Raw genomic sequence first — 19,285 nt, forward strand, 5'->3', positions numbered from 1 at the left:
AAATCAGAAATTATGTAAAATAGAAATATATGAATAACAAGGAGCTAAATCAAAATGGTAGAAAACATTTATTTATTTTTAATTGACTATGCGAAATCACTATTGTTGCACCCAATCATAAATGGATTGGGGTTGCTATTCTATATTTTCTTGTGGCAGTTGATCGGTATCCCAGTTATTTCTGTTGTTAGAGATTTAACAGAACCATTAAAGGTTAAATTAAACATGAAGGTCAACTATTTTGTTTTGGTTTTCGGTTGCTTGACAGGTCTATTCTCTTCAATTTATTTCCTATCTGGCTTAGAGGGAGAGAATAATGTATATGACCGTGCCTTTAGATTGATTGGTATTTTTGGAACTGTCTTCGTATACTTTATCCCTGTAACTATTATCTTGGGTGCAGGTGTCATCATTCCTATATATTCTATTATAATGTGGATTGTTAATGGTATTATTAGTGTTTTACCTATTCTGGCTGGACTTGCAGTTATCATGCCTATCCTATTCTTTGGAGGGATATTCTCAATCGTAGGTGCCATAGTAGGGCGATTGTAAGAAGGTACGGATTGTAAGAGAAAAGAAAGGAAATAAAAGCTATGGACGACTATAACATTTTTGATCATTGGGACGGGGACAAGGAAACACCTAAAAGTAAATTTGAAGGACTTTCAAATGATGAGGTTATTGAAATTCTAAAGCAAGAACTCTTAGAAAAAGAGGAAGAGGAGAAAAGAGAGGAAGAAAGAAAAAAACAAGCGTTTATCAAAGCAAAGAAAGACAAGAAGTATAAAGAATATAGTGCCAAGGTGGAATTATTATTTAAGTGGATGATTGGATTTGCTTTATTTGCAGTTATATCTGCTGGATATTGGTATTATAAAGACTACTTCTTCTTAACACTGCAAGGGGGCATCTCGATTACAGGGCCGACCAAGGCACTTGGGAAAGCGATTGTTGAATTTATTCTTTCTATTGTACTGTGTTTTCTTTCCCCTGCTCTATTAGTTTGTTTTATTGTTGATTTAAAACAAGATGACGAGGAGAAATAATTGATGTTTAAACAAAAAAGTATATTTTTAATTGCAGCTGTCCTGGCTAGCTTAGTAGTTGTTGGAAGTGTTTCTGGAGTATTTTACCTTAAATATATGAAGGCAGAAAATGAAACTGCGCAACAAATAGCAGAGCAAACTACTCAACAAACAGAAACTACACAGGATACTGTGGAGCAAAATCAACAAGAAAAAGGAAAATTAAGAGAAGAAATTACAGAAGATGATAAGAGTTATAATAAAGCATTTAAATCGCTTGAAATGGCAGGACATAAGGTAGATCCTAGTATTGAAAAAGAGGTGAAAGATGCTTTTAAGGTTGTCATCAAGGAATGTAAGACTGCCAATATCTTAGAAATTGACTTTTCACACGAAAAACATCTTAAAATGGCAAAGCAAGATATGATTATGTCCTTTGCAGTTTCTTTTCAACAGAATGGTTATGATGTCGATGTCAACAATATAGAGGTTTACGAATCGAAATCAACAGATGTTGTTCAATTTATTGTTAAATCTACCAAGAAAGGGGAAGAAAGTATCTTCTGGACAGGTAACTATAATACACTCGCTCACCAAGTTAGTATCTCACACTACTATGGAGGGCATGTAGGAAAGGCTTTTGGATAAGAAACAACAAAAAGTCAATTGAGTCAATTCGGTTTGTATAGATTAGGAGAAATATATGTTATATGTTGTAGCAAGTGTCATTTTATTTTTTACTTTAATCGGCATTTATCAAAAAAAGTTTAAAGTTAAAGCATTAACAGTGCCGGTTATGCTTTATGTACTGGCGATTGTCTTTAATCTTATTTTTAAAGTGAATTAATTAGAAGTTGAAAATGGGAAAAAATAGATTAGGAAATAAATGGGGGAAATATGGAGAAGAGTGCTATTTTATCAACTGATAGAAAGTATAGATATGTTCTCACACGAATTTGGGATGAAACAAAACCAACAGTGCTATTTATTGGGTTAAATCCTTCGACAGCTGATGAGGAGACGGATGATCAGACTATTCGAAAATGTATAGGTTACGCCAAAAGATGGGGATATGGTAAATTAATCATGGTGAATCTCTTTGCTTTTAGAAGTACTGACCCATCTTTGCTTAAAAGAGTGGAAGATCCAGTTGGTGCCGACAATGACAGTTATATTCAGAAGTATATTTCTGAATCTGATTTGGTAATTGCATGTTGGGGAAATCAAACGAAGTTGCTGAATAGAGACAAGAATCTGATGGATATGGTTCCAAATCTTTTTTGCTTACAACGAAATAAAAATGGAACTCCTCATCACCCACTTTATTTATCTAAAGATATTACTCCTGTTCCTTATAATTAAATAATATTGAAAAAAATCTGCTAAGGACTTATTCCTAACAGTCTTTTTTAAAACTTTTATTAACTAACCACCAACAATCTATAAAAGAATAAAGAAAAGCATTGCATACTCCCAACAAATACTTGAAATTTGGGGAGCTATATACCAGTTTGTGCAAACAACAAGATGTGATACTGATGAAAATTTTTTAAGCAAAAAAAGGAATTCTCTATCTAGAGACTCCTTTTTAAAAATTTAAATCATATTTCCATAAGGGAGAGATTTTATATATTCCTCCATATAAATCCAATCAGGATTGTTATTGGCATCAACAGGCAACTTTATTTTAGTTTGTTATCTTGCTAGATTTAGATAGAGAAAAGTAGGTCTAAGCCTGCTCTATATCTAACTTGATTTTTTCAAAAACTATTAAATTTAAATAAGCTGAGAAAACATAAAGGGTAACAAAAAGTTGTCTTAATTTGATGAGTTCAGTAAGCAAGTAAATTGCACCTGTCAAAGGTGCTTTTTATTTTAAAAAACTTGTGGAAAAACTTTATCCCATATATCCACTAAACTTTTGCCATCAAAAACTTTAGCTTCCATAGCTTCATCAATCGTATTAAACTGCTGACCTTCATAATCATAACCAACTACACAAACGCTAGATAAGAAACAAGCACCTCGGCCATTATAATTAAATTCAAGGTCTGTATCTAAATATTTTTTAATTTCATCTTTTGTCATACAAGACCATCCCAACTAAAAATCTCAACGAACAAGATTCTTCCTTAAATTCTATTCCCACTACTAGCTTTCTATGATACTGACGATTTCATTCTCAAAATATTCTCTAAGAGTTCCATCAACATCCACAAGCAAGGAGTTCATCTCCTCTGCATTGTCAGAGGCGTCACAAAAGTCCTCTACAAATCCTCTAACTATCACGCCATTTTTAAGCGTGATAACTACATCTGTACGGTTAAATTCCCAGAGTTTCATTACAATCCTCCTGTCCTTAGTTCAAATTCTTTGCTTTGTAGTCAATGCCCTACCTTAATTATACCATGACTGGCTTTTACTTTTACAATAGCCTTGTATTTAAAAGTTTTTTAGGCTATAATTAAATTAACGAATAGAGGTTTTCCATCTCCCCTTGAAACAGAACTTTCTGCGGTAGGAGGTGGGACGCCTCTATTTGTTTTTTAAGTCAAAATGATGTAAAATTAATTCAAGAAAGAAGTGTGGTTTTCCCGCCTAAAAAAGCTTTATAGCTGTGGGAGAGTCATGCTTCTTTTTTGCCTCTCAAAAGAGAACGCAAAAAAAGCCGTCTCATTCTTTGAAGCAGCAATGAAATCAATCTAGCAAATATCTAAGCAAACCCAGAAATCAACCTTTTAAGACAAAGCAAAAAGCCCACTGTTGTAGGCTTTTCGTAAGATATTTCTTAAAATTAAAGCATTTTGTTGTAGAATTCAACGACAAGTGCTTCGTTGATTTCTGGGTTGATTTCGTCGCGTTCTGGCAAGCGAGTCAATGAACCTTCCAATTTTTCAGCGTCGAATGATACGAATGCTGGACGTCCAAGAGTAGCTTCTACTGCTTCAAGGATAGCTGGAACTTTCAATGATTTTTCACGAACTGAGATCACTTGACCTGGAGTTACGCGGTATGATGGGATATCAACGCGTTTTCCGTCAACAAGGATGTGACCGTGGTTTACGAATTGACGAGCTTGACGACGAGTAGTCGCAAGGCCAAGACGGTAAACAACGTTATCCAAACGACGTTCCAAAAGAAGCATGAAGTTGAAACCTAGGATTCCGCCTTTGATTTTTGTAGCTTGTACGAACAAATTACGGAATTGTTTTTCACCTACACCGTAAGTGAAACGAAGTTTTTGTTTTTCAGCCAACTGCAAACCGTATTCTGACAATTTAGAACGGTTGTTTGGTCCGTGTTGTCCTGGTACGTAGTTACGACGTGCCAATTCTTTACCTGTACCTGTAAGTGAAAGGCCAAGGCGACGAGCTTGTTTCCAAGATGGTCCTGTATAACGTGACATGTGTATGTCCTCCTGATATAAATAATATTTCGGTGGAAATAGTCACTTAGAAAGCCCTGATTCGTGCAGATGCCCTTCGCCTAAACAGCCAAGGTTACTTGTCATAAGACACCTGTTGACGAGCTTCATGCTTTCCTGCTGCTATTTCACACAAAGGCTATTGTACCATGAAAAGCTAGATTTGTAAAGGGATTTATCAGTTGAACTAAATTATTTTAATATTACAGTGTCAACAAACAGCACTCCCTCTATCTTTCTAAGTGGTTTTTTAGAATGAAAATAGAGTGAGGAACATCTGAAAAGACTTGACTTAAAAATTCTAGATGTTGCTTGTCTTCACTATCCAAAGATACAGTATGTTTTACATTTACAGTGCCATCATTATTCTCAATAATTTGATGACCAAAAAGAATATCACCGAATGGAGTTGCCGTTTTATCCCAAAATTCTTCAAGAGGTTTTACAAGTGTAAGCTGATATTCCATAGGGGGCATTCCTTCGAGTTCCATAGTTCCGTATGAACCCGTTTCAAATCCACCTTTTAATGTAATATTTTTTAAATCTTCTTCCCAATCATACCACTTTTCAATATTTTCATAATAGGCCCATACAGCCTCTTTTGTTGCTCTTATGTTTAAACTAAAACTAAATTCCATTATGATACTCCTTTTAATGTAAGTGTACTTATTATAAAATAACTTATAATGTTTGTCAAATGATTTTTCATCATAGCATTAGCATTTCTTCTAAATGGGCTACCTGCTTTGGTTCTGCTTTTCATACTGATAAAATGGGATAAGAACGATGTCTTGGTCGTATGGCTTGATATTCGCTCTCTTATTTAGCCATTTAGGCAATAGTGCAATTCCTTTCCCGTTTTCAACTAAGCTGATAATGTTCTCAAAAGAATCAATTTCTACAACTGATTTTAAATGAGTAAACTTCATTAAGCTTTGTTTTCTAAAAGGGCAATTTTTATCTTTATTAACGAATATAGGCATTTCCTCAGTAGCCTTTATATTGCTCGAACAAGCATAAACTGACTCGATATGCCCGATAATCTCATCATAATGCTTTAAATTTTCAATTTTTTGAAAGCAAAAAATTTTATCAAAGTCTTCCTGATGAGCAATGATTGGTATATCCGAAGTTTTTTGGATATTGATCTCACTTTTATTCAAATCAATTGTTTGTGAATTATTAATATCGTGATTAAATAACAATTCTGAAATTAAGATGGATATTTTCGAGGTTTCGCATTTCTTTTTTAATTTCTCTAAATTGTTAGAAGTTTCCTTACAAAATTGATAAAATAAGTCTCCACTTTCTGTCGGGACTAAACCATTATATTTTCTGTAAAATAATTTCGTATCTAATTCAGTTTCAAGCATTTTCAATCTAGCGCTGAGATTAGATTGTGCATATTGTAATATCTTTGAACTTTTGTTTATTGATCTTGTCTCATAGATCGTCACAAAAATGCTCATATCATTAAAATTCATTTAAAACACCTTATCACTTTTTGTGATAATTATATCATTTTTAAGTATTATTCAACATGATATAAATCATTTATACTGTGAATAGTTAATTAGAAAAGAGGTACCGCAATGCAAGCAATGCAATATACTATAAAATTACCAGCAGATTATGATATGGATATCATTAGACAACGTGTCCGAAATACAGGTCATTTGATGGATGGATTCGACGATTTGTTTTTCAAAGTTTATTTAATCTCTGAAAAATCTGAAGGCCAATTATTTAACAGTTACTGTCCGCTATATATTTGGAAAAATACCAACGGAATGACAAAATTCATATTTGATGGTTACTTTGATCATATTTTAAATTCGTTTGGCTGGCAAAATATTGAAATCGGAATAACTTCATCAGTCGAAATATCTGATCATTTTGACTCAAGTAAATATGCTACATTAGAAGTCATTGATATAGAAGAATCTGAAAGTTTAAAATCCTTTACCATTCACGAGCAAATGCAAAACAACGAAAGTGGCAAAGCCGTTATTTTCAATCCTGATAAATGGAAAAAATGTATCTTTACTTTTTATACCAATAAACCCGACACACAACTACCAACATTTGAAATTTTGCACATTTCACAATAAGCGCTTATGATAAGTTATAGGGAAACGCCTGAGTAAACACTTCTTCAGTATTTTGCACACTATGATAGTATACTTGCTCTTCCCAAAATTGTATGACCTTTACTGTCATCGGCTAAATGAAAAAATCGTTACGACATGTAACGATTTTTTGGCTATGCTATTAACTCAATTCGGCGATAATAACCTTGAGCTGGTCTTTGGTGTAAACACCAGCCCCGTATAAATCTGACACCCCCCTAGTGTCAGATTTGAAATCACCTGATTTATCAACCATTCTAGCAACTGTGTCATCTTGTAAGAGACCAAGGTAAATTCGATTAGCTAGATTTCCTGATTTACTTGTAGATTGTTGAACCTCATGAATTAATCCATACTCTGTGAGTTGCTTCTTAATTCTTAATAGAGTAGATTTTGAACAGTTAAGGATCTTCATCAAATTAGAGTTAGAATATACCAAATAGATATTTCCATCTTCATCAATCCAATTATTCTTGAAAGAAAGATCTAGTCTATCTTTAAGCATAGCATAAGCGGCTTTTGCATCTAACCTCATATCTTCATAAATAGGATTTTCAAGCAAAACCTTTGGTAAGGCATAAAAGCGATCAGATATCTGATAATGGCTGGCACTAATAAACTGAATTTGTCTCATCAATTACACCTCTTTCAGTCTAAAGTCACCGTTCACGTTAAATCCTATCAATCCAAAGGCCTCAAGTTCTTCTATACTTGCTATTATTTCTTTTCGTGTTGAACCTGTTTCCTTCATCAAAAACTGGATTATCATCTCTCTTGAAATTCTCTCCTTACTTTTTCGTCTCATAATTTTACCTCCCAAAACACAAAAAAGAGCTAACGGAATTTTCCGTTAACTCAATATTTTCTATTTACCTCAAAACATTAGACACTTACTACGCCTTTATTTCAAATTGAGGCTGAATGTAAACTTGCTTCCTAAGCCATATTGGCTTTCTGCTGTGATTTCGCCACCAAGCTGATGGGCTAATTCTCGTGCGATCGCAAGACCTAAGCCATGTCCACCTGTCTTCATATTACGCGAAGTTTCTACACGATAAAGTCGTTTAAAGATCTTTTCCAAATCTTCAGGAAGGATCCCCTGACCCTCGTCTTTCACACTGATTGTCAGCTCTTGTTCTGTTAATTGGGCAAGAACCTCGATTCTGGTTCCTGGTTCTGAATATTTAAAGGCATTGTTTAACAAATTGACCAGAATGCGAGAAAGTTTGTCAGAATGGCTCTTGATTTTCGCCGACTCAGGTAACACTTGAATGTAAACATCTCGCTCCTCTTGTTCAATCTGGAGTTGAAATTCACTCATTGACTCAATCAGCAACTGATCTAAAAAGACCTCTTCGACTTCTTCATCAGCAGTATCTTGAGGTTGTGTGTTAAGAGTCAAAACATCCAATTCCTCCACTAGCTTGTTTAGACGCTCAGTTTGCCGACCAATCGTGGTTAAGTAGTGAAGCCGCTCCTCTTCCTTGATCACTCCATCTAGAATTCCCTCCACAGTAACCTGAATGGAGGTAATGGGAGTTTTAATATCGTGAGAGAGCTGCGCAATCATCATTCTCTTTTCTTGCTCGCTCTCATCAAGTGATTGAAAGGTGGCTTGCAAATTGTGGGACATGTCATTAAAAGCCTGGCCCAGCTCTTGAAATTCTAATGGTCCCTTGGTTTCAATTTCTGTGCTGAAATCCTTGCTTGCTATATCCTGAGCTTGTTTTTTCAAATGTTTCAGAGAAGAGAACACAGGCGACAAAAGAAAGATGCTCACTGCAGCGCCAATGAAACTAGCAATCAAGGTCATTCCAACTAGAAAGTAAACTTCACTTTTCTCGATCAACATCCGTTGGACTGCCCAGAAAACGACCAAAATCGTTAGTAGAGTCGACACTAGATACCCCACTAAAATATAGTTTTTTAATTTCATTTTCTACCTCTTGGTCTTTCCATCTTATAGCCCAAACCCCAGACAGTTTTGATAGCGGGAGCATTTGAATTCGTATACTTGGTCAACTCTTGCCTCAAAGCATGGATATGAACATTGAGTGTATTGGTATCATCCACATAGTCCTCTTGCCATACCTTCTCGTAAAGTTCCGTCTTTGAAAAGACTCTCTCGGGATTGCTGGCCAATATCCATAGAAGTTCAAAGGATTTTACTGTCAATTCCAAAGGTTGCTCCCCAATGCGAACCTCATGAGTCACATGGTTGATTACCAAGTCTCCAAACTCGATCTGTTCTGTCTCTCTTCCACGGCTAAGGCGACGCAAGATATTATTCACTCTTAAAACTAATTCGCGTGGGCTAAAGGGTTTGACTATAAAATCATCTGCCCCCAAACTTAACCCATAAATCTTATCCTGTTCGCTTGTCTTAGCAGTTGTAAAGAGGAAGGGTTGATCCGGAGCGATATACTGAACTTCACTGATAAAATCATAACCATCCATATTGGGCATCATGATATCTGTGATAATGAGGTCGATAGATTTTTTTCTGAAAAGTTCTAATCCCTCCTTACCATCATGGGCGACCAAAACATCGTAACCTGCCTGTATAAGATAGCGGTTTTGAATATCTAGAATATCTATCTCATCATCAACCAGCAAAATTGTCTTTTTCATCTGACACTCCTTCGATAAAAACAGTGTTATACTTGCTTTAGTATAACACTATTTTCTCTAATGTTTAAGTGATTTGAATCTTAATCTTCTCGTTTGGTTGTCAAACCCAAAAGTCCAACAAGCCCTGCCAAGGCTAGACCAAAGATACCAAGGCCAGCTGTAGCTGTTTGAGCTTCCCCAGTATTTGGTAGCATCGCTTTATCATCTTTTTTCATCATATTAGCCATTTGGCTAGAAGCTGGTTGATCGACCTTCATATCTGACATATGGTGATTTGTACCCATCATACCCTCAGTCGTACCTGTAGAGCCTGTTTCAGAAGGCTTCGTATTCATCTGACCTTGTTGAGATGGTATTGTCGCCATTTCTTTTCCACGAAGTCGAATCGTTACTTGACGAGTAGCAATCAGATTGGTCAAATCAGGTTTGCCGTCTTTAGCTCCATAGACTTTAACAGTAGCTAGATATGTATGGGTTCCGTTAGCTCGAAGTTGATCCAGCAAGGCCTGACCATCTTTGCCAACCGTATTGCCATTCAAATCCACTTCGTAGAAATATTGGCCTTTAGCCAAGCCTTCAAGTGGCAATAGGGCTGGATTTTTAGCTGTTCCGTTGTCGGACCATGGAGCTTTGTCTGAAGCTTTTAACAAGAGGCGAGTCAACATACCATCTCCACCAAAAGCTTCGTATGGAATAACTTGGTTGACACCGGCCAAGAATGGACCTGGAACATTTGCTTTTTCAAGGTAGCTAGCTGGAACATCAATCATGTCTTTGACATTGTTAACAACAGACTCTTTGACCTGATTTGGTGTGGTCAAACCATTCAAGTTGACATCCAAATCTTTAGTCGCTACCAGATTAGTTAAGTCAGGTTTGCCATCTTTCGCACCGTACACTTTGATGGTAGCTTTATAGCTATGTGTGCCGTTTTGTTTCAACAAGTCAAGCAGCTCTTTATCAGATTTACCTTGGGTGCCGGCCAAGTCTACTTCGTAGAAATATTGGCCTTTGCCCAATTTCTCTACTGGTGGGAGAGCGGGATTTTTAGCTGTTCCGTTGTCTGACCATGGAGCCTTATCGGATGCTTTCAAGATAAGGCGAGTCAACATGCCGTCACCAGCGAAGAATTCATATGGAATGACTTGATTGACACCAGCTGTGAATGGACCAGGGAAGTTAGCCTTGTCCAAGTAAGTGGCTGGGACATCTACTGTATCTTTGGTATTGTCAGCCACACCTTTTTGCACTTCAGCTGGGGTGGTCAAACCATTCAAATTAACAGTCAAATCTTTAGTTGCTACGAGATTAGTTAAGTCAGGCTTGCCGTCTTTTGCACCGTACACCTTGATCGTAGCTTTATAGCTTTGTGTACCATTTTGTTTCAAAAGGTCAAGCAACTCTTTATCTGATTTTCCTTGGGTGCCTGCTAAATCCACTTCGTAGAAGTAAAGGCCTTTGCCCAATTTCTCTACCGGTGGGAGAGCGGGATTTTTAGCTGAACCATTGTCTGACCATGGAGCCTTATCGGATGCTTTCAAGATAAGACGAGTCAACATGCCATCTCCAGCGAAGAATTCATATGGAATGACTTGATTGACACCAGCTGTGAATGGTCCTGGGAAATTAGCTTTATCCAAGTAAGAAGCCGGAACATCTACTGTATCTTTGGTGTTGTCGGCCACACCTTTTTGGACTTCAGCTGGGGTGGTCAAACCATTCAAATTAACAGTCAAATCTTTAGTCGCTACGAGGTTAGTTAAGTCAGGCTTGCCGTCTTTCGCACCGTACACCTTGATAGTAGCTTTATAGCTTTGTGTACCATTTTGTTTCAAAAGGTCAAGCAGCTCTTTATCTGATTTTCCTTGAGTGCCAGCCAAATCCACTTCATAGAAGTAAAGGCCTTTGCCCAATTTCTCTACTGGTGGGAGAGCGGGATTTTTAGCTGTTCCGTTGTCTGACCATGGAGCCTTATCGGATGCTTTCAAGATAAGACGAGTCAGCATGCCGTCACCAGCGAAGAATTCGTATGGAATGACTTGGTTGACACCAGCTGTGAAGGGTCCTGGGAAATTAGCTTTATCCAAGTAAGAAGCTGGGACATCTACTGTATCTTTGGTATTGTCAGCCACACCTTTTTGCACTTCAGCTGGGGTGGTCGCTGGTTGCGCTTCACTGGCTTCACGGTCTTGTCCAGAAACTGTAGACGCAGGACTTTCCACAGGTTTAACTGCATCTTCTGTTTGTTTCTTAGAGTCAGGTTGTGCTTGTACTTCTTCTTTTGGCGCTACTTCCGGCTCTTTAGCAGTTGCGTCCGCTTTTTCTGAAGAGCCTGTCGTATCCACATTTGCTTTAGGTGTTGGAATAGACTGTTCTGAAGGAAGAGCTACATCGACTGCTTTTTTGAGAACCTCTGCTGGTAAGTCGTTCTTTTCACTCACCGAAGCAGCGTCTGGCACGACTTGGGCAGGGGTCGGATTGACGACATCAGCACGTGCAGAACTTGGTTGACCAACTAGGACAAAGAAGCCACTAGCTACAACAACTGAAGCAACACCGACACTGAGACGGCGAATAGACCAACGAGTATATCTCTGATTTGGATTGAATTTCATAGGATTCTCCTTAGAGTTTTCTTTTTTTGATGACTCTAGTATAATCTCCTAAAATTAAAAAGGATTAAGAAAAAGTTAAAATTTTTCTTAAATCCCTCTTATAAAATACTTATATTGACTCGTTAATTATTGGGATAGAGAGTATCCTTCCTCTCCTACTCACTCAGTTCAGCTAGGGTGTCCAAATGTTGGTTATTAATGACGGCCATGATGTAGGCATCTGCCTGCAAGAGGTCATTGGGTCCGAATTGGACATCCAGAGGAGCATTTTCGTAGGAACGAAAGCCAAGTACGTTGAGGTTGTATCGCCCACGTAAATCTAACTGACTGAGGCTTTTACCTACCCATGATTGGGGGATTTTCATCTCGACAATCGATACATTCTTATCCAGCTGAAAGACATCCACGCTGTTATGAAAGAGGATTGTCTGCGCCAAAGAGCGCCCCATTTCAAACTCTGGTGAGATGACTGCGTCCGCACCGATTTTTTCTAAAACTTTTTTTGCTGTATGACTTTTGACCTTGGCAATGACGGTCGGTACTCCTAGACTCTTGCAGTGCATAACCGCAAGAACACTGGACTCTAGATTTTCACCCGTTGCGACAACTACGGTATCACAGGTGTCAATCCCAGCCGATAGAAGAAGTTCTTCATCCGTAATATCTCCAACTACTCCACGCGCCAGCACAGGTTCAAATTGATTAATGCGCTCCTCGTGGTCATCAATAGCGATGATATTCATGTTATGCTTGGCTAGGGCAGCCAAAACACTGCTCCCAAAAATTCCCAAGCCTAAAATTCCAATTGTCCGATCTGACATCGTTCTTCCTTTCTTATCCGATAGTGATATCTGCTTTCATATAGTGAATCGTATCTTTCTTGTCTGGCTGGTATTCCGCTACACTGACCAGTAATGTCAAGGGACCAATACGGCCAATAAACATCAACAACATAACGATGCTGAGGGCTATCTTGCCTAGCTCTGGTGTTAAATTTGCCGTCACCCCAACTGTCGCAAGCGCTGAAATAGTCTCAAACATGAGGTAGATAAAGCGCGGATTTCCTTCTGCTGTTATCCCTAGTAGGATCAAGCCCAGCAAGAAGGTCAGCAAGAAGATAATAAAGACACTGAAAGATTTTTGCACGGTTCGGGGTTCAATGGTCCTCCGAGCAACATTGGCATGAGGCAAGCCCAATAGTTCGCTACGAGCAAAGACCAACAAGACAAAGAAGGTCGTAATCTTGAGCCCCCCTGCTGTCCCTCCAGGCGCCCCTCCTAGAAACATCTGTAGGATATAGATGAACAAGGTCACCGGTCGAGCCTGGGTGTAGTCAATAGAGGCAAAACCTGCCGTTCTCATGCTGACGGTCTGGAAGAAACTAACCAGCAGTTTCTCTGGAGCGCTGAGATTTCCAATCGTTCCAGGATTGTTCCACTCGATTAAGAGAGTCGATACGGTTCCAAAGAGCAAAATTCCCGCCGTTAAAAGGAGAACCAACTTGGTATGGAAACGTAGGCGGCGTTTTTTCTTTTTCCCAAACTGGGTCGCTAGGTCAAACCAGACCATAAATCCTAGCCCACCCGTGATAATCAATCCTGCAATCACTAGATTGATCAAGGGGTCCGTTTGAAAAGCTACCAAACTCGTACTTCCAAAATTATCAAATCCAGCATTACAGAAGGCTGAAACAGCCAAAAAGATAGAAGTTAACACCCCTCGTCCCCAGCCAAATTCAGGAATAAAGCGAAAACTCAGGAGAAAGGCACCAATCCCTTCCACCAAAAAAGTCGTCAAAAAGATCGAGCGAATAAAGTCCTTTAAGGACTGAGTTTCTCCATAACTGAAACTTTCTTGAATGGTCTCACGGCCACGAAGACTGAGCTTTTGCTTGCCTTGGATATAAAAGATTCCGATAAAGGTCATGAGCCCCAAACCACCAATCTGGATTAAGAGCATACAGATCAACTGGCCCCATATATTATAAGTAGAGGCCACTGGCAGGGTGAAGAGCCCTGTAACACAGACCATGGATACCGTTGTAAAGAGATGATCAAAGTAGGTCGCTTGTGACGTTGTTGCTTGCACAAAGGGAAGGCTTAAAAGGAGCGAGCCCAAGAAGATAACTAAGGCAAAACTTAAAAAGATGCGACGGGCTGGTGATAACCGAGACAGCGTCGTCTTGATTTTTTCCAAAAAAGATTTGAATAACATAGCTACATTTTACCATAAAAACAGTCAGAACACTCACATGTGGTGCACAATGTCAAGACAGAGTTCGAGTGCCTTGTCAAAAGCTTCTGAGCCCCAGTCACGACTGTCGTAGTTGTCCAGATCTGCCAAGGAATCTGCAGTAAAGAGCAGTTCTCCCCAGGCAACTCCACGTAGCTGAGCTACTGCCGCAAGAGCCGAACACTCCATCTCCACAACAGCACAGCCTTCTTCCTTACGATAGGCTACCTTTTCAGCCGTCTCTCGGTAAAAACCATCTGTCGTCCAGGTCATGACCTCCTCGTAAGGAATGCCTCTTTGCTCCAAGACTTGCTCAATGGCAGAGACAGCCTCAAGCTGCATCTCCATATAACGAGAAGGCGCTACATAATGGTAGCTGGTCCCCTCATCTCGCAAAGCGCGAACAGGGACGAGAAAGGCATTCTCCTCTATATCGGCTAGGACACCACAGGTTCCAGTGGAAATGATTTGCTCCACACCATAGCCAATCAACCAATCCATAAACTGGGCCGCTGGGGCCGAACCCACGGGCGCCTGAGCCAGACAGATCTCCTCGCCCTTGTAGTTGAGAACGTAGACTGGATAAGTCTTGGTGGCCGAAACGAACTCACCAACACAATCCGCCCCTACTTCCTTAGCGTAGCGGTCAATCTCTTCCTCCAAAAATGCATAGATGCACTTCTTTGGCAACTTTAAGTCCAATCCCTCATGTGTTGGCATAAGGACCGCCTGGGGATTGTCATCAAACTCTAAAATGGGAATTGCATGTTTCTGAATCATAACCCACCTCCTCTAATTTTGTACTATTGTATCAAAAGCTGACGGAGTGTCAAGGAGTTGTCTTTATCAATCCAGAAATCTCCTCTTCCATACACTTGAGAAATCGTTGCACCGCTGGAGAAGTCGGTTTCTGTTTTGGCAAAGTGATTGAGGACTTATAAAAACATATCAAATCCAATAACAAAAAGACATGAATCTGAAATAAGCAGAACATGTCTTTTTTAGCTTGTTTGAAAGTTAAGTAAATAAACCTTAGTTCTTCTACAACTCCCTTATTTCCACAAACCACCTAAAATCTGTTTTTCTAATAAGTCTAAGTCTTCCTCTTTTATTTCTCCATTATCGCTAACGATATAAAGCTGAGCGAAGTAAGCCAACAATGGACCAACACAAATACGAACCATTTGAGGAATCGTTATCTCTGGATTTACACGTGGATCTGCCAGCAATTCCTTATGAAGCACTCGAAGTTTATCTTGAATAGCATTCCAGATAAAAATCTGTTCATTTTTTAGTTTTTTATTTGAAAAACTCTCCTGCAGAATGATTTTCATCAAAGCACGATTTTTTTTGAGATAGCTCATACGATCATGGACGAGATAACGAACCCTCTCTTCTGTCGTTTCAAAAGCTAAGAGTTCCTCAAAAAAACTACCGAAAATGCCTGGGACTACAGGATGTAAAATAGCCGTCAGTAGATCATCCTTCGTCTTAAAATACTTAAACAAAGTTGCCTGGCTTAGTCCAGCACGCTCAGCTATGTGAAGAGTTGAGGTCCCATGGTAACTCCTGGTTGATATGAGATCCACTGCTGCTTGCATGATTTTTTTCTTTCCTTGAGGGTAATTCGCTTCTTCTAAGTAATCTTCAAACGATTCAAAAACAGTCTTATCCATCTAATCTTCACACCTTTTTAGCATTATTTATGTTGATTTCTAAACTTTACGATAACGACGCAATCCAACAATATTAAGAATTGTTAAAATGATCAAGAAAATCATTAAAACACCAAGATTTGACAAAATATCACCAAGATTGTGTCCGTAAAGAATAATCTGGCTTATTGCATCACCAGAATAGGTTAATGGCAAAAATTTCCCCACAGTTAGAGCCCACTCTCCCATGGATGACAATGGAATAATTCCTGAGAAAAAAAGTTGGGGCATAATCACGAGAGGAATAAATTGCATCATTTGGAATTCTGATTTTGCTAGAGTAGACAAGAGAATTCCAAAAGCTAGTGCTACAAGAGCCAGTACCACATTAACTATTATAACATTTAAAATACTTCCTACAACTTCTACATCTAGTAGCCAAATTGCTGCTAAAACGACAACTGCCGTTTGAAAAATCGCAATAATACCGTAAGACAACATATAGCCATAGACGATTTCAGATCGTTTCACTGGTGTTGCTAACAAACGTTCTAGTGTTCCACTGGTGCGCTCTTTCAAAAGCGCCATACCTGAAATCAAAAAGACAAAGAAGAAAACTACAAAACCTATCAAAACCGGAATCATACTGGTAAAGAAGCTTGTATTTTCATCTCCATACTGGTAAGACTCCTTGATTTCTGGTGTTTTTGCGTCCGAGTCCAATTGTGGAAGAGCTTGTTTAACACGAGATACTAACTGATCGGTGCCTTCACTGGCGATACTCGTTCGTAACACTTGTCGTGTCATAGTTGTTTTAGAAGCATCCGTATTTGCGTAGTCGACCTGATACTCACCATCTTTATACGATATGACTGCATCTACTTTCTCGTCAGCTAGAGCTTTTTTAGCCTGATCTAAGTCTTGATAAGTCTCGACGTCCACATGATCGAGCTCATCCATTTTCGTTACCAAACCAGTTGGTAGATCTTGTGTTGCTAACTTGACATTCACGGTTGTACTAGCTGAAAACATGAGGTTCATCAACCACATGATAAAAACAGGTGCTATAAACATCAGGGCTAGAGTTCGTTTGTCACGAAGTAATTCTTTGATGACTTTTTTTGCAATCGCTATTGTTCTCATTTTACTCACCTTCTGCTTTTAAAAATACTTCTTCAATACTTGAAGCTTGATAACTTTCTTTTAAGTGTTGCGGTGTATCAAAAGCAATGATTTTTCCGTCTAATAATAAGCCGACCTTATCCGTCAACTCTGCTTCATCCATAACATGGGTAGTAACTAATATCCCAACCCCATTGTCTCTAAGCGCGAATAATTCTTTCCAGATTTTCTTTCGAAGAGAAGGGTCAATTCCAACTGTCGGTTCGTCCAAAATCAAGAGTTGAGGATTTCCTAAAAGCGCGATAGCCAGTGACAAACGCCGTTTCATTCCTCCAGAATAACCAGATACCGCCTTGTTTAAGTAGTCTGTCAGATCTACTACTTGAGCTATATAAGCAATTTCCGCCTTTAGGTCTTTTTTAGAAAGCCCCTTTAGCTGACCAAAAAATTCCAGATTTTCTTGGCCTGACAAGGTCTCGTATAAAGCATCTGATTGGGCCATATAGCCAATATCTCCTAAAATATGGCGATTGGGCATAGTATGACCCAATACCAAAGCAACCCCTCCGTCAGCTTTTTCCATCCCTAACATGGTCTTAATCATAGTTGATTTACCAGCACCAGACGGACCAATTAAACCTATAATTTCTCCCGGCTGCAATTCAAAGCTGATATGATTCAAAACCATTTGACGACCAAAAGACTTATCTAAATCTTGTAAATGTAGTAATGTTTTCATTTACTTCCTCCTTGGTGAGTGATTGCTCACTTACTAAATATAAACCTATTATAGTGAGTGCTTACTCACTTGTCAAGAGAAAAATCTGAATTCTTTAAAAAATAAAGCACCAGACATTATTATCTGATGCTTATAATGGATAGCTATTGCTTTTAGAGCTGTTTCTAAATCTCTTCTCGATACTCCGAAATGGTCTTTCCTGTCCACTTTTTAAAGGCCTATTCTTCCTCTACTCTTCTCAGCCAATCCAACCATCGTCATTGCTATCGCAACTCTAATGACCTTGGCGATGGAAATTCATTTTACTCATTTTTATATGAAACAGACTAAGAAATTTTCAAGACCTAATTGGGAGTTGTTTTAGCTACAATCCATCTCTCAAACACAAAAACTCTCCCTTCTCTTTCGAGAAAGGAGATTCTTTTTTATCCTTGTCCGCCAGGGGCTGGACCACCACCTTGAGGGCCTCCATTTGGTCCTCCGCCTCCAGGCATAGAGTTGACGATTTCCGTTTGTTTTTCGCCGTTGAGATAGATATCTCCACCTGTGTAGGTCGCAGTTCCATCAAAGTCAAAACCTGTTTGACCAGTCATTTTAATGGTTCCGCCTGTAACTGTGATATTACCGTTCGAGTCGATTGGATCTGTGTCTCCTTGGCCGACTTCTACTGTCAGGCTCCCACCGTTCATGGTGAAGAAGATTTCACTCTGTTGGGCGTTTTTATTAGCTGCGTTGACTCCATCATCTGTCGAATAGATGCTAATGTCCCCACCGTTGATAGTGATGGACTTACCTTCAAGTCCTTCTGTCGAATTCTTGACGGTGTAGGTACCACTATCGATAACCAGGTCTCCAGAAGCGTGGATGCCATCATCTCCTGCTGTGACGGTGATGTTGTTGTTGGATAGGTACATGGTCCCGACTGAAGTATCCTCATCATTATCAACTTTGACACCATCTTCCTTGACATCGATGGTCATGGTCGTACCAGTGATGTTGAGTTCATCATTGACATTAAAGGCATCGCCAACTGCTGTGATGTTATAGGTGCCACCCGTGATGTGGAGAGTGTCATTAGCCTTGATCCCGTTGTTCTTCTTGCCATCTACATTGAGAGTTCCTTTCCCGTTGATGGTCAAATCCACCTTAGAAAAGAGAGCTGCGTCTGCTTTTTCGTCGCTGTTAGAGCTTGAGTCAGAGAGACTGTTGGTGGTTCCCTCTGCTAGAGTCAAGTAGACATGGCCAGCTGATGTCGCAGATATCGCTGCATTAGTATTGGTCATAGTCGCACCTTTTAAGACTAGGTGAACATCTGCCGACTTATCTGCCTCGACCTTGATCTGCACTCCGTCAGACTGACCTGAAATCACATAGGTTCCAGAGTTTGTGATGGTCACTGTTGATTCAGAGACTGTCACCCCATCTCCAGAGACGTTTGCAGATGAGCCAGATAACTCAATCTTAGAAGCTGTGCTTTCATCATAAGAAGTATCATAGTCCTTCTCTGTAAAATAGGATGATTGGTTTGTCTTTGTTGCAGTTGTTGTGGCACTATTTGTCGTTGCATTGGTATTGGATGTAGTTGTTGACTGGGCACATGCTGCCATCAGCACCATTGCCGTTAAACTCGTTACGAGTAGGGGCCATTTTTTTGATTTCATGCCTTTTTCCTCTCCTTCGTATGATATAGCTAGACAGTCTACAGAAGAT

The 19,285-nt window shown here is 39.1% G+C and carries 23 protein-coding genes and 1 pseudogene; 7 read left to right on the forward strand and 17 right to left on the reverse strand.

The annotated features are described in order from the left end of the window. The first annotated feature begins 54 nt into the window (after nucleotides 1-54). From HMPREF8578_RS04100 to HMPREF8578_RS04115, 5 genes are read left to right on the forward strand one after another with little or no spacing between them, the layout of a single operon-like run. Nucleotides 55-555 carry a hypothetical protein gene (locus HMPREF8578_RS04100; RefSeq protein ID WP_000230032.1) on the forward strand — a complete coding sequence of 167 codons (501 nt, stop codon included), beginning with the start codon at nucleotides 55-57 and terminating at the stop codon, nucleotides 553-555. A 41-nt stretch (nucleotides 556-596) separates the two neighbouring features. Further along, nucleotides 597-1,049 (forward strand): hypothetical protein, encoded by a 453-nt coding sequence (locus tag HMPREF8578_RS04105; protein ID WP_000342986.1) that lies wholly within the window; start codon nucleotides 597-599, stop codon nucleotides 1,047-1,049. 3 nt (nucleotides 1,050-1,052) lie between these two features. After that, complete coding sequence (locus HMPREF8578_RS04110) at nucleotides 1,053-1,676, forward strand: hypothetical protein (protein WP_000476191.1); 624 nt, start codon at nucleotides 1,053-1,055, stop codon at nucleotides 1,674-1,676. A 55-nt stretch (nucleotides 1,677-1,731) separates the two neighbouring features. Then, entirely contained in the window at nucleotides 1,732-1,875 is a 144-nt protein-coding gene (locus HMPREF8578_RS12525; RefSeq protein WP_002892756.1) for a hypothetical protein, read from the forward strand. 50 nt (nucleotides 1,876-1,925) lie between these two features. After that, a complete protein-coding gene (locus tag HMPREF8578_RS04115; RefSeq protein ID WP_000415626.1) occupies nucleotides 1,926-2,390 on the forward strand; it encodes a DUF1643 domain-containing protein in 465 nt (154 codons plus the stop codon). 513 nt (nucleotides 2,391-2,903) lie between these two features. On the opposite strand, the gene HMPREF8578_RS04120 is transcribed toward HMPREF8578_RS04115, so the two are convergent. The 5 genes from HMPREF8578_RS04120 to HMPREF8578_RS04140 all read right to left on the reverse strand — a co-directional run bounded on the left by HMPREF8578_RS04120 (nucleotide 2,904) and on the right by HMPREF8578_RS04140 (nucleotide 5,936). After that, nucleotides 2,904-3,116: a hypothetical protein gene (locus HMPREF8578_RS04120; protein ID WP_000158850.1), complete on the reverse strand. Its 213-nt coding sequence runs from the start codon at nucleotides 3,114-3,116 to the stop codon at nucleotides 2,904-2,906. A gap of 63 nt (nucleotides 3,117-3,179) precedes the next feature. Then, on the reverse strand, nucleotides 3,180-3,371 hold the full coding sequence (locus tag HMPREF8578_RS04125) for a hypothetical protein (RefSeq protein WP_000780386.1): 192 nt from the start codon (nucleotides 3,369-3,371) through the stop codon (nucleotides 3,180-3,182). Nucleotides 3,372-3,822: 451 nt separating this feature from the next. After that, nucleotides 3,823-4,434 (reverse strand): 30S ribosomal protein S4, encoded by a 612-nt coding sequence (rpsD, locus tag HMPREF8578_RS04130; RefSeq protein ID WP_000092756.1) that lies wholly within the window; start codon nucleotides 4,432-4,434, stop codon nucleotides 3,823-3,825. A 248-nt stretch (nucleotides 4,435-4,682) separates the two neighbouring features. After that, nucleotides 4,683-5,090, reverse strand: coding sequence for an SRPBCC family protein (locus tag HMPREF8578_RS04135; protein WP_000395829.1), 408 nt, complete (start codon nucleotides 5,088-5,090; stop codon nucleotides 4,683-4,685). 99 nt (nucleotides 5,091-5,189) lie between these two features. Beyond that, entirely contained in the window at nucleotides 5,190-5,936 is a 747-nt protein-coding gene (locus HMPREF8578_RS04140; protein ID WP_001010301.1) for a LysR family transcriptional regulator, read from the reverse strand. A 108-nt stretch (nucleotides 5,937-6,044) separates the two neighbouring features. On the opposite strand from HMPREF8578_RS04140, the gene HMPREF8578_RS04145 reads away from it, so the two are divergent. Further along, on the forward strand, nucleotides 6,045-6,563 hold the full coding sequence (locus tag HMPREF8578_RS04145) for a DUF4865 family protein (RefSeq protein ID WP_001148704.1): 519 nt from the start codon (nucleotides 6,045-6,047) through the stop codon (nucleotides 6,561-6,563). Between the two features lie 160 nt (nucleotides 6,564-6,723). On the opposite strand, the gene HMPREF8578_RS0102105 is transcribed toward HMPREF8578_RS04145, so the two are convergent. From HMPREF8578_RS0102105 to HMPREF8578_RS04200, 11 genes are all read right to left on the reverse strand, one after another. Then, nucleotides 6,724-7,215: a replication initiator protein A gene (locus HMPREF8578_RS0102105; RefSeq protein WP_001248996.1), complete on the reverse strand. Its 492-nt coding sequence runs from the start codon at nucleotides 7,213-7,215 to the stop codon at nucleotides 6,724-6,726. 3 nt (nucleotides 7,216-7,218) lie between these two features. After that, complete coding sequence (locus HMPREF8578_RS12560; RefSeq protein WP_002892762.1) at nucleotides 7,219-7,386, reverse strand: hypothetical protein; 168 nt, start codon at nucleotides 7,384-7,386, stop codon at nucleotides 7,219-7,221. 96 nt (nucleotides 7,387-7,482) lie between these two features. After that, nucleotides 7,483-8,517, reverse strand: a complete 1,035-nt coding sequence (locus tag HMPREF8578_RS04155; RefSeq protein WP_000769393.1) for a sensor histidine kinase — start codon at nucleotides 8,515-8,517, stop codon at nucleotides 7,483-7,485. Further along, entirely contained in the window at nucleotides 8,514-9,212 is a 699-nt protein-coding gene (locus HMPREF8578_RS04160; RefSeq protein WP_000751229.1) for a response regulator transcription factor, read from the reverse strand. Before HMPREF8578_RS04160 ends, HMPREF8578_RS04155 begins: the two co-directional genes overlap by 4 nt. 80 nt (nucleotides 9,213-9,292) lie before the next feature. Beyond that, nucleotides 9,293-11,827, reverse strand: a complete 2,535-nt coding sequence (locus tag HMPREF8578_RS04165) for an SSURE domain-containing protein (RefSeq protein WP_000671337.1) — start codon at nucleotides 11,825-11,827, stop codon at nucleotides 9,293-9,295. Nucleotides 11,828-11,982: 155 nt separating this feature from the next. Continuing rightward, nucleotides 11,983-12,648 (reverse strand): potassium channel family protein, encoded by a 666-nt coding sequence (locus HMPREF8578_RS04170; protein ID WP_001283893.1) that lies wholly within the window; start codon nucleotides 12,646-12,648, stop codon nucleotides 11,983-11,985. A 13-nt stretch (nucleotides 12,649-12,661) separates the two neighbouring features. Continuing rightward, complete coding sequence (locus tag HMPREF8578_RS04175) at nucleotides 12,662-14,041, reverse strand: TrkH family potassium uptake protein (RefSeq protein ID WP_000897932.1); 1,380 nt, start codon at nucleotides 14,039-14,041, stop codon at nucleotides 12,662-12,664. 33 nt (nucleotides 14,042-14,074) lie between these two features. Then, entirely contained in the window at nucleotides 14,075-14,839 is a 765-nt protein-coding gene (locus tag HMPREF8578_RS04180) for a nucleoside phosphorylase (RefSeq protein WP_000615013.1), read from the reverse strand. Between the two features lie 272 nt (nucleotides 14,840-15,111). Next, complete coding sequence (locus HMPREF8578_RS04190; RefSeq protein WP_000361922.1) at nucleotides 15,112-15,735, reverse strand: TetR/AcrR family transcriptional regulator; 624 nt, start codon at nucleotides 15,733-15,735, stop codon at nucleotides 15,112-15,114. A 39-nt stretch (nucleotides 15,736-15,774) separates the two neighbouring features. After that, a complete protein-coding gene (locus tag HMPREF8578_RS04195) occupies nucleotides 15,775-16,857 on the reverse strand; it encodes an ABC transporter permease (RefSeq protein ID WP_001259050.1) in 1,083 nt (360 codons plus the stop codon). A 1-nt stretch (nucleotide 16,858) separates the two neighbouring features. After that, nucleotides 16,859-17,575 (reverse strand): ABC transporter ATP-binding protein, encoded by a 717-nt coding sequence (locus HMPREF8578_RS04200; RefSeq protein WP_000854372.1) that lies wholly within the window; start codon nucleotides 17,573-17,575, stop codon nucleotides 16,859-16,861. A gap of 229 nt (nucleotides 17,576-17,804) precedes the next feature. Between HMPREF8578_RS04200 and HMPREF8578_RS12705 the strand changes: the two are divergent. Further along, nucleotides 17,805-17,939, forward strand: a pseudogene (locus tag HMPREF8578_RS12705) (low temperature requirement protein A); the annotation flags it as partial. A gap of 61 nt (nucleotides 17,940-18,000) precedes the next feature. Here HMPREF8578_RS12705 and HMPREF8578_RS04205 read toward each other — a convergent pair. Further along, nucleotides 18,001-19,236 carry a carbohydrate-binding domain-containing protein gene (locus tag HMPREF8578_RS04205; RefSeq protein WP_000837412.1) on the reverse strand — a complete coding sequence of 412 codons (1,236 nt, stop codon included), beginning with the start codon at nucleotides 19,234-19,236 and terminating at the stop codon, nucleotides 18,001-18,003. Nucleotides 19,237-19,285 lie beyond the last annotated feature (49 nt).

The sequence above is a fragment of the Streptococcus oralis ATCC 49296 genome, assembly GCF_000185265.1.
GTDB classification, from domain to species: domain Bacteria; phylum Bacillota; class Bacilli; order Lactobacillales; family Streptococcaceae; genus Streptococcus; species Streptococcus oralis_BC.

Excerpts from the sequence above, each read along its gene's own strand:
- HMPREF8578_RS04100 (WP_000230032.1), top strand. The coding sequence starts at position 55 with ATGGTAGAAAACATTTATTTATTTTTAATTGACTATGCGAAATCACTA.
- HMPREF8578_RS04105 (WP_000342986.1), top strand. The coding sequence starts at position 597 with ATGGACGACTATAACATTTTTGATCATTGGGACGGGGACAAGGAAACA.
- HMPREF8578_RS04110 (WP_000476191.1), top strand. The coding sequence starts at position 1,053 with ATGTTTAAACAAAAAAGTATATTTTTAATTGCAGCTGTCCTGGCTAGC.
- HMPREF8578_RS12525 (WP_002892756.1), top strand. The coding sequence starts at position 1,732 with ATGTTATATGTTGTAGCAAGTGTCATTTTATTTTTTACTTTAATCGGC.
- HMPREF8578_RS04115 (WP_000415626.1), top strand. The coding sequence starts at position 1,926 with ATGGAGAAGAGTGCTATTTTATCAACTGATAGAAAGTATAGATATGTT.
- HMPREF8578_RS04120 (WP_000158850.1), bottom strand. The coding sequence starts at position 3,116 with ATGACAAAAGATGAAATTAAAAAATATTTAGATACAGACCTTGAATTT.
- HMPREF8578_RS04125 (WP_000780386.1), bottom strand. The coding sequence starts at position 3,371 with ATGAAACTCTGGGAATTTAACCGTACAGATGTAGTTATCACGCTTAAA.
- rpsD (WP_000092756.1), bottom strand. The coding sequence starts at position 4,434 with ATGTCACGTTATACAGGACCATCTTGGAAACAAGCTCGTCGCCTTGGC.
- HMPREF8578_RS04135 (WP_000395829.1), bottom strand. The coding sequence starts at position 5,090 with ATGGAATTTAGTTTTAGTTTAAACATAAGAGCAACAAAAGAGGCTGTA.
- HMPREF8578_RS04140 (WP_001010301.1), bottom strand. The coding sequence starts at position 5,936 with ATGAATTTTAATGATATGAGCATTTTTGTGACGATCTATGAGACAAGA.
- HMPREF8578_RS04145 (WP_001148704.1), top strand. The coding sequence starts at position 6,045 with ATGCAAGCAATGCAATATACTATAAAATTACCAGCAGATTATGATATG.
- HMPREF8578_RS0102105 (WP_001248996.1), bottom strand. The coding sequence starts at position 7,215 with ATGAGACAAATTCAGTTTATTAGTGCCAGCCATTATCAGATATCTGAT.
- HMPREF8578_RS12560 (WP_002892762.1), bottom strand. The coding sequence starts at position 7,386 with ATGAGACGAAAAAGTAAGGAGAGAATTTCAAGAGAGATGATAATCCAG.
- HMPREF8578_RS04155 (WP_000769393.1), bottom strand. The coding sequence starts at position 8,517 with ATGAAATTAAAAAACTATATTTTAGTGGGGTATCTAGTGTCGACTCTA.
- HMPREF8578_RS04160 (WP_000751229.1), bottom strand. The coding sequence starts at position 9,212 with ATGAAAAAGACAATTTTGCTGGTTGATGATGAGATAGATATTCTAGAT.
- HMPREF8578_RS04165 (WP_000671337.1), bottom strand. The coding sequence starts at position 11,827 with ATGAAATTCAATCCAAATCAGAGATATACTCGTTGGTCTATTCGCCGT.
- HMPREF8578_RS04170 (WP_001283893.1), bottom strand. The coding sequence starts at position 12,648 with ATGTCAGATCGGACAATTGGAATTTTAGGCTTGGGAATTTTTGGGAGC.
- HMPREF8578_RS04175 (WP_000897932.1), bottom strand. The coding sequence starts at position 14,041 with ATGTTATTCAAATCTTTTTTGGAAAAAATCAAGACGACGCTGTCTCGG.
- HMPREF8578_RS04180 (WP_000615013.1), bottom strand. The coding sequence starts at position 14,839 with ATGATTCAGAAACATGCAATTCCCATTTTAGAGTTTGATGACAATCCC.
- HMPREF8578_RS04190 (WP_000361922.1), bottom strand. The coding sequence starts at position 15,735 with ATGGATAAGACTGTTTTTGAATCGTTTGAAGATTACTTAGAAGAAGCG.
- HMPREF8578_RS04195 (WP_001259050.1), bottom strand. The coding sequence starts at position 16,857 with ATGAGAACAATAGCGATTGCAAAAAAAGTCATCAAAGAATTACTTCGT.
- HMPREF8578_RS04200 (WP_000854372.1), bottom strand. The coding sequence starts at position 17,575 with ATGAAAACATTACTACATTTACAAGATTTAGATAAGTCTTTTGGTCGT.
- HMPREF8578_RS04205 (WP_000837412.1), bottom strand. The coding sequence starts at position 19,236 with ATGAAATCAAAAAAATGGCCCCTACTCGTAACGAGTTTAACGGCAATG.